The sequence below is a fragment of the Gemmatimonas aurantiaca T-27 genome (assembly GCF_000010305.1).
GTDB lineage: Bacteria > Gemmatimonadota > Gemmatimonadetes > Gemmatimonadales > Gemmatimonadaceae > Gemmatimonas > Gemmatimonas aurantiaca.
This window is the reverse complement of the sequence record NC_012489.1, coordinates 1,483,852-1,498,551: the sequence shown is the minus strand read 5'-3', so window position 1 is coordinate 1,498,551 and position 14,700 is coordinate 1,483,852. Positions and strand designations below refer to the sequence as shown.

Here is a 14,700-nt window from a genome sequence, read left to right as displayed (position 1 = left end):
GTCACGTCTTGCGCGGCTTCTTCTTGGCGGCCGGGAAGAGAACGTTGTTCAGGATGAGACGGTAGCCCGGCGAATTCGGGTGCAGCGACAAATCCGTGGGCGCACTGCCGATCGCGTGCTGCGGATCTTCCGGATCGTGTCCACCCAGGAACGTCCACGATCCCTTGCCGTAGTCGCCGTGCAGATACTTGGTCCACGGCGCGCCTTCTTCCTGCGCGAGCACCGTCACGCCGGGCTTCACCACCGCACGATTGAAGCTGGTGGTCACGCCATAAAAGTCGGTGATGACCGTGCGATGATCCTGCACGAGCATGGTAGCCACCGGATCGAGCTTGGCACTGAACCCGAAGAGCGTGAACGTGCCCAGCGGCTGCCGGCGCGACGGCACGTTCACCTGATGCCCGTCGATGTCGCTGAGTGCGTTCACATACGGCGACGGCTCGATATGCGCACCGGCAAAGGCGAGCGTCCGCGTCCAGTCGAGCTTCGCGTCGGCATCAGGGGCTGGTGGTGTGCCGTCGGAAAACGGTCCGGCGATATCCACCATCAACGAGGCGATGGACAGATCGAGCGACTCCGTGGCACCGCACATCGCAAACAGGAACCCCCCACGATCCACGAAGCCACGAATGTTGTCGGCCACGGCCTTCTTGAGACCGGGGATGTCGTTCTTGCCGAAACGGCGCCCCGTGGCCAGGTCACGTTCGCGCTGCGCGACAAACCAGGGGGCGTCGCGATAGGCGAGATACAACTTGTTGTACTGGCCTGTGAAGTCTTCGTGATGCAGGTGCACCCAATCGTACTTCGACAGATCGCCCTTCATCACATCGTCGTCCCACACCGACGTGAACTCGATGCCGGCATACGTCAGCGCCAGGGTGACCGCATCATCCCAGGGTGGCTGATCCACCGGGCGATAGATGGCAATGCGCGGCGCCCGCTCGAGCACGACCGCGTCCATGTTTCCACCGGCGATCTCGGCCCGTGCGGCCGCCACATCGGCATCCGTCATGGCTTCCACCGACACCCCATCGAGCGCGGCGCGCTTGCGCAGATCGGGCACATCGGGCAACAGGAAGGCCCCGCCGCGATAGTTCAGCAACCACTCCGCCTTCTGCCCACCCTTGATCGCAGAGTAGGTGACGCCGTAGGCCTTGAGGTGATTGCGCTGTGCGTCGTCCATGGGCAGCAGCAAGTGCTGCGCCGCCGCCGACCGCGCCGAGAAAGCGACGAACAACACGGCGAAGGCGTGCCGCAGCAGCGTGGACCCGGACGGCCAGCGCCGCCACCTGAATCGGGAGAGAATCATGGACATCATGGGAATCTAGACACGGGCGCCAGCGTGCTGCCGGCCGAACCTGCCGGTGGCACCTGCCCTTTGAGACGTTCCAGTTCGCGACGTCCCTGCGGAGCGAGCGCGCTGTTGGTGTATTCCACGAGCATCTGCTCCAGCTTGGCGATCGCCCCCGGACGATCACCGGCATCGCGCAGCACGCGCGCCCAGGCCAGCAACGACTCCGGTGCTTCCGGACTCTTCGGATACTCGCGCACGATGCGGTCCCACAACTTCGGCGCATTGTTCGGTGGCATCAGACGTGCCGCGTGTGCCAACACTGCCGGTGCCGCCTGCCCGACCGAATCGGCCAGCGTCACCAGCATCGTCGCCGCCTTTGCCGAATCGCGCCGCGCGATGGCCAGAAACGCGGCGCCAAGGGTGGGCGAACGATCCAGCCGAATGCGCGCCAACAGGCCCAGCGCATCCACCAGTTCCGTTCGCTGTGATGCAGCACGCACCAGGCGTTTGCGTGCGGTGGCAAGGTCACCGTCGTAGAGCGCGATCCAGCCCACCATCTCGTCATCTTCTTCGAGATCGGTGCCCGCCATCGCGGTTCGGGCTCGCGGCAGATCGCCGGCGCGCAGCCACCCCATCACCAGTGGCCGCGCGATGGCCGCACGGGTCGTCAGATCGAGCGCCTTGCCTTCGCGATCGAGCAACGCCTGGGCATCGGCCATGCGCCCCAGTTCGCCGAGGGCCGCGATTTCAAGACCGAGCAGCGCCTGTTTGCGGGCGCGTTCTTCTGCCGTGGACGGAGCACGCAGCAAGGTGAGCGCCCCTGCGGCGTCGCCGGCCCGCAACGCCGCATCGGCGGCGCGGCGTTGCGCTTCGAGGGAACCGGCATTGCGCGCGAAGATCGCACTCCAGGCATCGCGCGCCACGAGCCACGACGACGCCTGCTCGGCATGTTCACCAAACTCGCGCCATGCGGCGAGCGTGGAATCATCGGGCGGCAGGACACTCAGAGCCGCCCAGGCGCGCCGGGGTTCGCCCCAGGCTGATTCGAGCGACGCCAGCAAGCGCCGCGGACGCAGCGACGCCGGATCCGCGGCGAGTACGGCGCGCACGGAATCGCGGGCGGCCACCGGTGTGCGTTGCAGTCCATACACGCCGGCCGTCTCCAGCCACGGCTGATTGGTCAGCGCGTCCCGATAGGATCGCGCCGCCGCCTCCCATCGGCCGAGCGACACGTTCAATTGCGCGGTCTCTCCCGAGAGCGCGGCGTTGCGCCCCAACAATCGCGCCGCATCACCAAGTATCGAATCAGCGGCCAGTGTACGACCACGCTGCAGCAACAGACGCGCGTACTCGCGGTAGGGCGCCGCGTCTCCTGGACTGGCACGGCGCCATCCCAGAAAGGCCGCACGGGCGTCGTCGTCGCGCGCCATCGAAGTGAGCGTGCGCAGCAGCACCGTGCGTGCGGTGGGATCCGTTGGACGGAACTGCAACACGCGTTCGGCCAGCGGAACGATGGAATCGAGCTGCCCCTGCTCCGACATCACGCGTTCGAATCCCAGCATGGCCAGCGCGATGCGATCCCCATCGATCTGCGTCACCGAGAGTGCCTTTTGCAGCACCTCGCGATAGGCCGTCCCCGCTCGCTTGAACTCGCCCTTGTCCTCGGCATCCATCGCCCGGGACAGGGCGTCGGTGGTGTCTGCGGCGGAGAAGGTGGCGGTGGCCGTGCCTCCGGATTGTGCCAACACCGGTGTCGCGCACGCCGCCGCGAGCGCCAGCGCGACACATGCGCCGAGCGCTAGGCCACGGCGACGCGCTGGCTCATTGCGGCGCGCTGACATTGAGTCGGCGGAAGTACTCGATGACGATGCGTCGCTCTTCCGGGCCGAGTCCGCGCAGTTCGTTCCAGGTCGGCGGTGCAAACTTGTTCGCCGCACGACCAGACTGCGCGCCATCGACACGACCGGTGGAACCGTTGCCATTGGCCGCCTTCCCTTCACGCGGCCCCTGGTCATCACGCTCGTCCTGCTCGAGAAAGCGACCGGCGTCGAGCAAACGACGATAGAGCTGCTGCTGACGCGCGGCCGTGTTGGGATCGATACCACTGCGCTCGATCTGCTGCGCCAACGTCTGCGCTTCGCGCGCGAGCGCATCGGTGCGGCCCGTTTGATCGGCGTCGGCCACATCCATCAGATCGCGCGCCACCGAACGTTGCTGCCGCGCCAGCACACGCGCCTGCTGCTGCGCCTGATCCCCCTTGGCACCGCCCGGCATCATGTTCAGCCCCTGCATCTGGCTGTTGAGCTGCCCCTGCTGCTGGGCGAGCTGCTTGAGCTGCTCCATCATCTCCTGGAAGCCCGACGCGGACTGCGCGCCGTTCACCTTTTCACGATCGCGCACCAGCGAACTGAGCGCCTGATTGAGCGCCTCGGCCGCGTCCTTCATGGCGTTCTGGGCCTGCTCATTGCCGCCCGGCTGCCCCTGTTGCTGCATCGCCTGTGTGGCCTGCTGCACGCGGCGCTGTGCATCGCCCATGGCCTTCTGCGAGCGCTGCGACAACAACGAGGACGTGCGCCCCGCCTTCTCCAGACGCTCGGCGGCCTGCTGCACACCCTGTTGCAGGGCACTCTGCTCACCCTGCATGCCTTGCTGTCCCTGCTGCCCGGGCTGACCCTGACCGCCCTGCCCCTGTCGCATGCGCTGCTCGAGGTCTGACTGCTGACGGGCCAACTGCATGGTCTCGTTGATGGACTGGTCGAGCTGATCAGACAGCTCACCCTTCCATTCGCTGACCTGGGCATCACGCGCCGCGGCGAGCTGCTGAGCCGCCTTGTCCATGGCGTCGGCCGCGCGACGGGCCTGATCCCCGGGATTGCCCTGCTGACCGCCCTGCTGTCCCTGTTGGCCCTGCTGACCACCTTGTTGGCCGCCTTGCTGGCCCTGTTGGCCCTGTTGGCCTTGCTGGCCCTGCTGGCCTTGCTGGCCTTGCTGGCCTTGCTGTTGCCCCTGCGGCTTGCCCTGCTGCCCGGCCTGTTGCTGCCCTTGTTGGCCCTGCTGCCCTTGCTGCGCCATCTGCTGCTCGCGCTGCTGGGCCTGCTCCTGTGCGCGCTGCTGCGCCTGTTGCTGCGCCGCCTTCTGCATGGCCTCGGCGGCCTGATTCACCATCGGCTGCGCTTCACGCGTCTTGGTCGCGCCTTCGCGCGCGCCCGACTCCTGCAACCGCTTGGCCAACGACTCCACTTCGCGTTCGATCTGCTTGGTCTGCTCGGCCAGCGAACGCGGATCCTGCGACGCGCCCTGCTGCGGCTTGCCCTGTTGGGTGCCCTGCTCGCCCGCTTGTTGCTGGCCTGCTTGCTGCTGACCCTGACGAGGCTTGCCATCGAGCTGGTTCGCCAACTGCTGCTGCGCTTTCGCCAGATCGCGGGCATCATCCCGCAACGTTTGCATCGCCCCTTCGAGCGCGGCACGCTTGAGCATCTCGGCACTCTTCTCGAGTTGCTCGCGCATCTGCTTCTGCTGTTCCGACAGTTGCTGCATCGACTGCTGCGCTTCCGTACCGCTCAACCGATCGGTGCTCTTGTTCAGGGCCTCGAGCTGCTTCTGCATCTCGGGTGTCATGGCATCGCGCAACATCTTCTGGATGTCGCGCATGCGCCCCGCCAACGAGGTGTCGAGGGCGTTGGCATTCTTGAGACGCGACTCGAGCTCCTTGGCGTTCTGACGCAGCGAATCGACTCTGGCACCAAGCTGCTGCTGCTCGCGCGCCAACTGCTTGGCCTTCTCGGCGGCCGAGAACGTCATCGATTGGCTCTTTGCCCCATCACTCTTGGAGCCACCCGACTGCTCGTTGCTGTTGGACTGCAGGTCGCGGCTCTTCGACGCGTCGCTGGTGGACTGCTGCAGGCGACGTTCCTGCTGTGCGAGCTGCTGGGCCTGCGCGGCCAGAGAGTCGGCCATCGCGCGGGCAATCGCGCGCTGCTCGGCCAGTGTGGGTACCCGCAGAATGACTTCTGCACTCTGCGACTGCTGATGCCACGGCGAATCGTCGGTCGCCACGGCGGTGACATGCAGCTTGTCGCCCGGTTCGAGGGAACGCCCATCGAGCGTGAGGGTGGTGCCACCTTCGAACAGCGGTGAACCCGGAGCCGCCACATCGATGCGCTGGCGTGTCACCGTACCCAATCCGGACGCGGCTTCGCGCCACACCTGCAGATGAATGCGCCCCACGCCATGATCGTCGCCCGCCATCACGATGACCGGCACTGAACCCGTCGGACCGATCGCGGTATCCGTCACCGGCGCCACGATGCTCACCGAGGGTGGCATGTCGGGGATGATGGTGAACGGCAGGGCATCGGGAAGTTCGGGTGGCAGCACCGCGCCATCCGCACGCGGCGTGGCCGAGGCCCCCCAGCGCCACTGCTCATCGCGATCGATGACGATGGCTCCGGTGGCCGGCACCACGTCCTTCCCGGTAGCGGTCGACGCACCGAGCGCGATGGTATCGCGGCCGTTTGTCAGGAATGCCTCACGCGCACCACCACGCAGCGTGACATGCACATGTACACGGGTGCCGCGCGGCACGCGCAGAGGCGGCACCGGCTCCAAGGTTTCGTCGGCTCGGCCGAGGTAACCCGGATACTGCGCGCGCAACGCCACGTCACCGATCCAACCACGGTCTTCCACCACGAGCTGTGCGGAAAGCTCCGGCGCCCGCCCATCGTTCACACGAACGAGGGTGAGCGCACGCACGGGGCCCAGCGCAAAAGGCACCACACCCGACGCGGGCACGGTGAGGGTGGTATCGCGCCATGCTTCGCCTTCGGCACGGCGAGAGACCACCACTTCACTCCGGCCAGACGCCACGATGTTCAGCGTGATCGGCATGCCACGCGGCACACTGGTGGGCACGCGTTCAAACGCCATGGCCGGCAACAGGGTGCCGGTCCAGGCACGGACCGGGTGCTGCACGGCCGCGAGACCATCCGGCGACACCCGAGCCGCCGAGATGACCATCAACAATCCACCAACCGCCAAACCCGCACCAATCAGCGCCTGCTTCGAAAAGGCACGTGCCGCGTTGGGGGCCAGAGGGCCGTTGGTCAATCGTGCCGCCACGTCCTGCGCCGCCCGTGCGCCGAGGGGACCACTGGATGCCACTTCCAGCGCGCCGCGCAACGACCCCGAACGCAACTGCTGCTCCCGCTCGATCGTACCGGCCAGTGCCGCCACGGAGAGCGCGTGAGTGTGGCGTTGACGACGCCAGCGGGCCACGAAGGCCGCGCCCCCGAGGGCAGCCAGCCAACCGAGAACCGGCACGGCACGCGGCCAGGTCATCCAGCGACCATCGCCCAATGCGAGTACGAGCAGTGCCAGTACGGCCAACAGCACCGCCACGGTCACCGTGAACACGCCGCTCATCGCGCGCCATTGCAGCGCCCGTTGCTCACCCGACAACCGGGCAGCGAGCGTCGATCCCGCGGCGCCGTTTGGCAGCCCTCCATTCATGCGCAACGCTGGTGCGGTCATGCCTGGCTTGCTCTCGTCTGCTCGAGGAGGACTATGGCAGCACGCGGCTGGTGGCCGCGTACGTGAAGAGGTTCACACCCAGGCGCAGGGCCTGTTCATGCAGGACTGGCGGATCGGCATACGTTCCGACGTCTTCCCACCCGTTCCCGAGATCCGCCGAGAAGGTGTAGTAGACCGCCAAGCGGTTGCCGATGAAGATGCCATACCCCTTGGCGGGCTTGCCGTCATGTTCGTGCACCTTCGGCGGCCCGTTCTGGAAATCGTAGACGAGATGGTAGATCGGGTGTGAATACGGCACCTCGACCAACGGGCGATCGGGAAACACGCGCGCCATCTCGCGGCGGAACGTGTCATCGAGTCCGTAGTTGTCGTCGGCATGCAAGAAGCCGCCGCGCGTGAGGTACTCGCGCAGGCGCTGGACTTCGGTATCGGAGAACTTCACCTCGCCGTGCCCCGTCATGTGCAGGAACGGGTAGTCGAACAACGCGGAGTCGGTGAGCTTGACCTTCGCTTCGGTGCGCTCGATGGGGAGCGAGGTGCGATCCGCGATGGCCTTGATGAGGTTGGGCAGGCTGGACGGATTGCCGTACCAGTCGCCGCCGCCCTCGTATTGCAGGCGCGCGATCGCAAGGCGACCCGGACCACGGAATGCCATCGTGGCGAGCGGCAACGCGCAGATCAGAAGCAGGACCCACGGCCGTGACCGCTGTCTGGACCATCGGGCAAAACGCTGCAAAAACCGCATAGGTGACCGAAGGCGGATCAGGTGTCGTGAGCGAGACGGTAGGCGAGATTACGACTGGCGCCGTGTTCGTCCATCAGCGTCCGCACGATATCGCGGGAACGGAGGCCTTGCTCACGCAGGGCATCGGCCACCGCGCGCAGCCCGTCTTCCGACGGTTCCACCGCAACGGCACCGGCCAGGACCAACACGATTTCCCCGCGTGGAGGAGTCGCCTCGTAATACGCGGCGACCTCCGTGAGCGTTCCGCGGCGAATTTCCTCGAAATGCTTGGTCAGTTCCCGTGCGACGGCCACGTGACGCTGCCCACCGGTAATCTCCGCGATGGCACGCAATGTGTCCACCAACCGATTCGGAGATTCAAACAGAATGACGCTGTGTGGCAGACGTGTGGCGAGCGCGAGCTGATTCTCGCGTTCCTTGCCCTTCCGCTCGAGGAAACCGAGCATCGTGAAGGGATGAGGCGCGAGCCCTGACGCCACAAGCGCGGCCAGCGTGGCCGAAGCGCCAGGGACAGGGACGACGCGCAATCCGGCGGCGGTCACGGCATCCACCAGACGGGCCCCCGGATCGGAGACCAACGGCGTGCCGGCATCGCTGATGAGGGCCACCGCATCGCCGGCCCGCAGCCGTTCGACCAGACGCGGTGTGACGCTGGCTTCATTGTGCTCGTGCAACGCGTGGGTCGGCGTGCCGATCCCATAGCGGTCGAGCAACGGCCGCGCGTGGCGGGTGTCTTCGCAACAGATGAGCGCCGCCTGCTGCAGGACCGCGAGCGCGCGCAGGGTGATATCCCCTAAATGACCAATGGGGGTGCTGACAATGTGCAGCGCCCCCTTGGTGATGGCTTCCGGCCACAGGGCCACCGCCTGGGCGGTCAGATCGGAGGCTCGTGCCTCCTGTCCAACCGCCCCGTCGGTGTCTGGACCGCTCAGACGTGCTCCTTGAACTTCGCTTCCAGGGCCGGACGCGGCACCGCGCCCACCACCTGGTCGACCAGCTTGCCGTCCTTGAAGAACAGGATGGTCGGGATGGAGCGCACGTTGAAACGCGCGGCCGTCCGCTGGTTGTTGTCGACGTCGAGCTTGGCCACCTTGGCCTGACCGGCGTAGTCCGTCGCCAGTTGCTCGACGATCGGTGCGATCATGCGGCAGGGCGCGCACCAGGTTGCCCAGAAATCGACCACGGCGAGCCCTTCATGCTGCTCGATTTCGGTCGCAAACGTATCGTCCTTCACTTCCACTGCGTTCGCCATCGTGTGCTCCGTTTAGAATACGGCACCTGTCACACCCGATCCCTCGACCGACCATGACCGATTCCGTTCGCCGCGGCACGCGCATCGCCCATATCGGCATTGCCGTCCGTGCTCTCGACGAGTTGCTCCCCTTCTACCGAGATGTGCTCGGCATGCCTGATGTACCCCTCGACGACGCCGACGGTGCCTCGATTGCGGGGCTGGCCGCCGGTGAATCGCTCGTGGAGCTGCTCGAGGCAAAGTCCGAAGACACCCCCATCGGCAAGTACGTCGCCAAAAGGGGCCCGGGCATTCATCACGTCTGTTTTGCGGTGGACGACCTCGACGGCACCTTGCAGAAGTGCCGTGACGCCGGACTCCGACTCATCGACGAAACGCCACGCATCGGGGCGGAGGGCAAGCGCATCGCCTTCCTCCATCCGAGTGCGACAGGTGGTGTCCTCGTCGAACTATCCGAATACTAGTCGGCGTGTCCAGCGGAGCCAGCCCGGGTCGTTCGGGCTGGCATCCGGGCATTGCCCAATGGGGGATTCCTGACCGATCCGCGATCGGTCAGGGATCAATCAACGACAGAAGTCGCGCAGCTTGGCCACATCCACGTCTTCCACGAGCCAGCGGCCACCAGGGCCCTGCACCGTGGTGATGGAGGTGCGGGCGGAGGCGCCCTGCTTGGTCAGTTCGATCAGAAACTCCTGTCGGCCGCCGGTCACGAGGCGCGGACGATCCTCGGGGAAAACCGCCTTGTCATGCTGAATGAGGCACTGCATGACGATGAGCCGCTTTTCGAGTTCTTCGCGCTTGAACTGATCGCGTGCCAATCCCTTGGCATTGCCCCAGAGCGCCGACATGCCCTGCAGATCCTGCGCGTTCACCGCCTTCAGGAACCCTTCGATCGCGCCCTTGCCGGTGGCGCTGCCGAAGGTGGACGGGTCGTCCGTGGTGACCGACGGGACTGGCGAAGCACCCGGCAACGTCGTGCCCGAGGACACCACCTGCTTGGCGCAAGCGCTCAGCACGACGACGGCCATCGCCGCCACGGTACCACGCACCCGACTGGGCCAGGCGTGGCCGCGCATGCCACCGTGTCCTGCGTTGCGCTCGGCGTTGCGCCGAGCGTTGGATATTGTTCCGGGCACCAGGGCCTCCTTTCTGCCTGATGTGAGGCGTGAACTACCGCGTGCTGCTCACGCTGCTAACCTATTCGTACCACCGCAACTGGGCACCCCACCGGGATTCCGAGGCTTACCCCGCAGATGGATCTTCGCTACCAGCGTCTTTACGTGAACATCGATCATGTGGCCACGGTCAGGCAGGCCCGTCGTGGCCAGGAACCCGACCCGGTGGCCGCGGCGCTCCTGTGTGAACGCGCTGGCGCCGACGGCATCACCGCCCACCTGCGCGAAGACCGACGCCATATCCAGGACGATGACATCCATCGCCTGATGGCCCAGGTGACGACGCTGTTGAATCTCGAGTGTGCCACCACTGACGACATGCTCTCGCTTGCCGAAACACTTCGGCCCGCGCAGGTGACACTGGTTCCCGAGCGCCGGGAGGAGATTACCACCGAAGGGGGGCTCGATGTGGTGCGGCACGAGGTCGTGCTGCGCGACGCCATCGCCCGTCTGCGGGCAGCGGGCATCCGCTCCAGCCTGTTCATCGACCCGGAACGCGAGGCTGTCGACGTGAGTCGCCGTATCGGCGCCGATGCCGTGGAGCTCCATACGGGACAGTACGCCCATGCCCCGCGCGATCCGGCCACATTGCGTGCGCTGCGTGACGCGGCGGCGCACGGGGCAGCGATCGGCATCGCCGTGCACGCCGGCCACGGATTGTCGGTGGCCAACGTGGGGCCGGTGGCGGCGATTCCCGAGATCGAGGAGCTCAACATCGGGCATGCCATCGTGGGACGCGCCATCTTTGTGGGACTCGAAGTGGCGGTGCACGAAATCCGCGCCATGATGGACGACGCACGCGCCGCTGACCTGTTCTGACGTTCCGACGTTCCTCGCCTTTCGCACGCCTCTCCCGGGAAGTGGGTTCCGCATGAGCGCACCGCAGGCCCTCATCGAGTTCTTCCAGACGGAAGCGGTCGAATACCTCGATCGCCTCGACCAGCTCATGAGCGATGCCACACAGGCGACGCCCGATGCGACGGCATTTCTGGCCAGCGCCCGCGCCTTGCGCGGTAGTGCCACCATGACGCGCCTCGAGGGTCTGCCGGACTTCACGTCCACGGTGGAGCGCATCGCCACGGGACTGCGCGATGAGGAGCTGCGCTGGGACCAGCGCCTGCACTTCGCCGTGCGCGGCGCGCTGGCCGAGCTGCGGGCCCTGGTGACCCGGGCGGCACTCTGGAGCGATGTGGAACAGCGACGCGCCCGCACGCAGTCGGCGGCGCTGGCGGCGGTGGCGGCCGGCTATCTCGCCACCAGCGCCCCGGCCAATTCGCCGGCTGCCCGGGTGCTGCCCATCGCGCGATTCTATCCGGACGATGGCGCGCCTCCGGTGGTGCAGCGCAATCCCAATCCCCCCATCACGCTGGCCCAGCGTTTCCGCGGTGATATCGCGGCGGCGGCCGGCGGCGTGGCCCGCGAAGGCGCCGCCCTGGCCAGCAGCGAACCGGGGCCTTCGCAATTGGCCCTCACCGACGGCGTGCGTCGGGCCCTCAGCGGCCTCGGCGACGTGGCCGAAAGTTATGGCGCCACCAGTATCGGTGGGCTGGCCACACGTATGGCACATGCGCCGCTGGCCACCAGTGCCGAACGCGCCGGCGTCCAGGCGTTCGCGCAGTTGCTCATGAATCGTGAGCTGACGGACCAACAGCTCGCGCAACAAGTGAAACAGGTGGCCGTCACCTGGGCCGGTGCACCGGCGCCGGAACCCGCCGTCGTGCCGATCGAGTCACTGCTCTATCGCGGTCACTCCGCCATCACCCGGGCCCGCGATGTGCGTGACCAGCTCGCGCGGCATTGGCAGCGCGGCACAACCACGGCGCCCGAAGCCCACGCCCTGTTCGATGAACTCAGCGATCTGCTCGACCTGGCGGTGACGACGTGAGCGTGGGGCACTAGTGCGCAGTTGGAAAACGTGGGTCGGGTTTGCGCTCAGCGCCCTGTTGCTGTGGTGGACGCTGCGCAGTGTGGACGTGCAGGACGTGTGGCGTGTGTTGCGGACCTCGAATGCGGTGTTGTTTGCCGCGTGCACCGTCGTGGCGACCTGCATCTTCCCACTCCGGGCGCGGCGCTGGCAGCCCATCCTCGAGCCGGTCGTGGGCACCCTGCCCTTTGGACCGCTGTGGCGCAGCACGGCCATCGGCATGATGATGAACAACGTCTTCCCGCTGCGGGCCGGCGAGTTCGGGCGCGCCTTTGCGCTCACGCGTGAAGTACCGCGCGTGCCGCTCACCACCGCATTGAGTTCGCTGGGCGTCGATCGGGTGTTCGATGCGCTGGTGCTATTCGGCATGATGTTCGGCGCGATGCTCGATCCGCGATTCCCGGTGGGCGCGACCATTGCGGGACAGTCCATCCCGCAACTCGCACGCGGCGGTATCGTGCTGCTGCTGATGCTCCTGGCTGTGTGTTATGCGGTGGTGTTGCAGCCGGCGCGCATCATCGGTTGGACCGATGCCGTGGCGCGTCGCCTCCTGCCCCGCTACGCCGATGCACTGGTGCGTTTCGTGGAATTGGGCATCGGTGGACTGGCCGTCTTGCGCGATACCCGACGTTTCCTTGCCGTCATGGCATGGGCCATCGCGCATTGGGCAGTGCACGCACTGGGGCTGTACCTCGGTTTCATGGCCGTGGGCGTGGACGTGCCGTTCAGTGCGGCGCTGTTTCTACAGGGCGTGTTGGGCATCGGTGTGGCGATCCCCAGTTCCCCTGGATTCTTCGGCGTGTTTGAAGTGGTGGCCGTGGCCGGCCTGGGTGTCTATGGAGTGCCCAAGGAGCTCGCGGTGAGCTGGGCGCTCGGCTACCACCTGCTCAGCTTCATTCCCATTACGGTGTTCGGCGCCGTGTACTTCGCCCGCCTCGGTCTCAGCTTCGGCAACGTCCGACACGCCCAGAGCGCCACGGCCGAATCATGACGGCCGTGCATGTCGAACGGGCGCATGCGAAGATCAATCTCGTGCTGCGCATCCTGGCGCGCGAAGCGAGTGGGTATCACGGCATCGAAACGCTGTTTCAGCGACTGGCGTTGCACGACGTGGTGCATGTGCAGGTGAACGACGGCCCTTCGTCGCTGCACTGCGACGGACCGGCGATGCCCGCTGCAGGTCTCGGGGACGCCACCAGCAACCTCGCCTGGCGCGCGGCAGCGGCCTATGCACACGAAGCCGACTGGCTGCGTAGCTGGCAGATCGACATCGAGAAGCACATCCCCGTGGGTGGAGGTCTGGGCGGAGGAAGCGCCGACGCGGCAGCGGTTCTGCGCGCACTCGATGCCCTCGCCCCGCGACCACTCGGACTCACACGACTGCTCGAAATCGGCGGCGCGCTGGGAGCCGATGTGCCATTCCTGGTGAGCGGTGATTCGCGCGCCTGGGCCTGGGGACGGGGCGATCGTCTGCTGGCCCTGCCGGCGCTGCCTCCGATGGCGGTGACGCTCGTGACTTTCGCATCGGGTGTGAACACCGGCTCCGCCTACGGAGCCTTTGCGGCGTGGCGCGAGGCAGCACAGGCCCCCATCACCGCCGCACGACTCGCACCTCACGCGCTCGACAGTTGGGATGCGATTGCGGGTATTGCGGCGAACGATTTCGAGCGGGTGGTGCCGGCTATGCATGGCGGCGTGGCCACGGCACTGCCGATCGTGCAACATCAGGCCGCCGTGCTGCGCTCGCAGGGACGGCCCGCTATCGGGATGATGAGTGGCAGTGGCGCCACGTGTTTCCTGCTGCGTGCAGGGAATGTGAACGGTACATTGGCGACATCAACCGACGCGACGCTCGTATCCACCATGACGTTTTGAACGCCGCGCGTCGAAGCGGACGGCACAAACACCCTGGCGAGTGAGGGCCTCTTCCCATGCGATCGATTGTTGCAGGTGTGATCGCAGGCCTGATGCTCTTTGCACTGCCGGTCGCGGCCCAGGCAACCGCGCAGTCGCCAGTATCGGCGACCACGAACGAACCTCCCGCGCAACTGAGCGGCCAGGTGCTGGATGCCGTGTCCGGTCGTCCGGTGCGGGCAGCACTCATCGGGGTCGCAGAGCTTGGCCAATGGACGATGGCCGACGGCAAAGGCGTCTTCCGTCTGACCAATGTGCCGCCGGGCGACCAGGAGCTCGTGGTGCGCGCCATCGGGTACTCGCCGGTCCATGTCACGACGCAGTTCATGGCCCGTGATTCGCTCTCCATGCAGGTCGTACTCACCCCCATCCCCCCGACGCTCAGTACGGTGCGCGTGGAAGCGGAGTTCGAGGAACGGTATGCCATGCGACTGCGTCAATTCGAGGAATCCCGTAGCATGGGCATTGGGCGATTTCTGGACTGGCGTTTTTTCGAGAAGCACAAGAACACCAGCGTGTCCTCACTGTTGCACGGCCGGTTCGGTGCCTTGCGGGTTGGGTTGGCGGGAACAGACGGCGGCAATCGGCTGCTGATCACACGGTCCGGCATCCCCTGCATGCCAGTGATGTGGGTCAATGGTTTGCGGGAGGACGCACCCAGTATCAGACTGGATTGGCTCAACACGTCGGATATCCTCGGCTTCGAGTTCTACACGCCGGCTACCACGCCCGCCCGATACAACGCGACGGGAGCGCCCTCTGCGCGAGCGCTGGAACCCAGCGGTGGCGCGGCCTGTGGCACGGTGGTGCTCTGGCTCAAGTAGCACACCACCCGTCCGCGTGCGCAGACTGGCCGGCGTTGGCTTG

13 protein-coding genes are annotated in these 14,700 nt (G+C 66.4%); 6 read left to right on the top strand and 7 right to left on the bottom strand.

Annotated features, from left to right (window positions below; genetic code table 11):
* Position 1: 1 nt before the first annotated feature.
* From GAU_RS06400 to trxA, 6 genes are all read right to left on the bottom strand, one after another.
* Positions 2-1,318 (bottom strand): hypothetical protein, encoded by a 1,317-nt coding sequence (locus GAU_RS06400; RefSeq protein WP_197526053.1) that lies wholly within the window; start codon positions 1,316-1,318, stop codon positions 2-4.
* Positions 1,315-3,135 carry a tetratricopeptide repeat protein gene (locus GAU_RS06395; RefSeq protein WP_012682743.1) on the bottom strand — a complete coding sequence of 607 codons (1,821 nt, stop codon included), beginning with the start codon at positions 3,133-3,135 and terminating at the stop codon, positions 1,315-1,317. The genes GAU_RS06400 and GAU_RS06395 overlap by 4 nt, the downstream gene beginning before the upstream one ends.
* Positions 3,116-6,823, bottom strand: coding sequence for a hypothetical protein (locus GAU_RS06390; RefSeq protein ID WP_012682742.1), 3,708 nt, complete (start codon positions 6,821-6,823; stop codon positions 3,116-3,118). The genes GAU_RS06395 and GAU_RS06390 overlap by 20 nt, the downstream gene beginning before the upstream one ends.
* Before the next feature lie 31 nt (positions 6,824-6,854).
* Entirely contained in the window at positions 6,855-7,568 is a 714-nt protein-coding gene (locus GAU_RS06385; protein WP_012682741.1) for a DUF4159 domain-containing protein, read from the bottom strand.
* Positions 7,569-7,585: 17 nt separating this feature from the next.
* A complete protein-coding gene (gene rsmI / locus GAU_RS06380) occupies positions 7,586-8,431 on the bottom strand; it encodes a 16S rRNA (cytidine(1402)-2'-O)-methyltransferase (RefSeq protein ID WP_012682740.1) in 846 nt (281 codons plus the stop codon).
* A 65-nt stretch (positions 8,432-8,496) separates the two neighbouring features.
* A complete protein-coding gene (trxA, locus tag GAU_RS06375; RefSeq protein WP_012682739.1) occupies positions 8,497-8,820 on the bottom strand; it encodes a thioredoxin in 324 nt (107 codons plus the stop codon).
* A 53-nt stretch (positions 8,821-8,873) separates the two neighbouring features.
* Here trxA and mce point away from each other — a divergent pair, with 53 nt between their 5' ends.
* Positions 8,874-9,284, top strand: a complete 411-nt coding sequence (gene mce / locus GAU_RS06370) for a methylmalonyl-CoA epimerase (protein WP_012682738.1) — start codon at positions 8,874-8,876, stop codon at positions 9,282-9,284.
* A gap of 99 nt (positions 9,285-9,383) precedes the next feature.
* Here mce and GAU_RS06365 read toward each other — a convergent pair whose 3' ends face one another.
* Positions 9,384-9,896, bottom strand: coding sequence for a hypothetical protein (locus GAU_RS06365; RefSeq protein WP_012682737.1), 513 nt, complete (start codon positions 9,894-9,896; stop codon positions 9,384-9,386).
* A 177-nt stretch (positions 9,897-10,073) separates the two neighbouring features.
* Here GAU_RS06365 and GAU_RS06360 point away from each other — a divergent pair, with 177 nt between their 5' ends.
* From GAU_RS06360 to GAU_RS06340, 5 genes are read left to right on the top strand one after another with little or no spacing between them, the layout of a single operon-like run.
* The gene (locus GAU_RS06360) at positions 10,074-10,814 is read left to right on the top strand and encodes a pyridoxine 5'-phosphate synthase (RefSeq protein WP_012682736.1); all 741 of its coding nucleotides are present in this window, start codon (positions 10,074-10,076) and stop codon (positions 10,812-10,814) included.
* A gap of 52 nt (positions 10,815-10,866) precedes the next feature.
* Complete coding sequence (locus tag GAU_RS06355) at positions 10,867-11,880, top strand: hypothetical protein (RefSeq protein ID WP_012682735.1); 1,014 nt, start codon at positions 10,867-10,869, stop codon at positions 11,878-11,880.
* Between the two features lie 13 nt (positions 11,881-11,893).
* Positions 11,894-12,910: a lysylphosphatidylglycerol synthase transmembrane domain-containing protein gene (locus GAU_RS06350; protein WP_012682734.1), complete on the top strand. Its 1,017-nt coding sequence runs from the start codon at positions 11,894-11,896 to the stop codon at positions 12,908-12,910.
* Positions 12,907-13,794, top strand: a complete 888-nt coding sequence (locus GAU_RS06345) for a 4-(cytidine 5'-diphospho)-2-C-methyl-D-erythritol kinase (RefSeq protein WP_012682733.1) — start codon at positions 12,907-12,909, stop codon at positions 13,792-13,794. The genes GAU_RS06350 and GAU_RS06345 overlap by 4 nt, the downstream gene beginning before the upstream one ends.
* 56 nt (positions 13,795-13,850) lie before the next feature.
* Positions 13,851-14,657, top strand: coding sequence for a carboxypeptidase regulatory-like domain-containing protein (locus GAU_RS06340; protein WP_012682732.1), 807 nt, complete (start codon positions 13,851-13,853; stop codon positions 14,655-14,657).
* The last annotated feature ends 43 nt before the right edge of the window (positions 14,658-14,700 follow it).

Excerpts from the sequence above, each read along its gene's own strand:
- GAU_RS06400 (WP_197526053.1), bottom strand. The coding sequence starts at position 1,318 with ATGATGTCCATGATTCTCTCCCGATTCAGGTGGCGGCGCTGGCCGTCC.
- GAU_RS06395 (WP_012682743.1), bottom strand. The coding sequence starts at position 3,135 with ATGTCAGCGCGCCGCAATGAGCCAGCGCGTCGCCGTGGCCTAGCGCTC.
- GAU_RS06390 (WP_012682742.1), bottom strand. The coding sequence starts at position 6,823 with ATGACCGCACCAGCGTTGCGCATGAATGGAGGGCTGCCAAACGGCGCC.
- GAU_RS06385 (WP_012682741.1), bottom strand. The coding sequence starts at position 7,568 with ATGCGGTTTTTGCAGCGTTTTGCCCGATGGTCCAGACAGCGGTCACGG.
- trxA (WP_012682739.1), bottom strand. The coding sequence starts at position 8,820 with ATGGCGAACGCAGTGGAAGTGAAGGACGATACGTTTGCGACCGAAATC.
- mce (WP_012682738.1), top strand. The coding sequence starts at position 8,874 with ATGACCGATTCCGTTCGCCGCGGCACGCGCATCGCCCATATCGGCATT.
- GAU_RS06365 (WP_012682737.1), bottom strand. The coding sequence starts at position 9,896 with ATGCGCGGCCACGCCTGGCCCAGTCGGGTGCGTGGTACCGTGGCGGCG.
- GAU_RS06360 (WP_012682736.1), top strand. The coding sequence starts at position 10,074 with ATGGATCTTCGCTACCAGCGTCTTTACGTGAACATCGATCATGTGGCC.
- GAU_RS06355 (WP_012682735.1), top strand. The coding sequence starts at position 10,867 with ATGAGCGCACCGCAGGCCCTCATCGAGTTCTTCCAGACGGAAGCGGTC.
- GAU_RS06345 (WP_012682733.1), top strand. The coding sequence starts at position 12,907 with ATGACGGCCGTGCATGTCGAACGGGCGCATGCGAAGATCAATCTCGTG.
- GAU_RS06340 (WP_012682732.1), top strand. The coding sequence starts at position 13,851 with ATGCGATCGATTGTTGCAGGTGTGATCGCAGGCCTGATGCTCTTTGCA.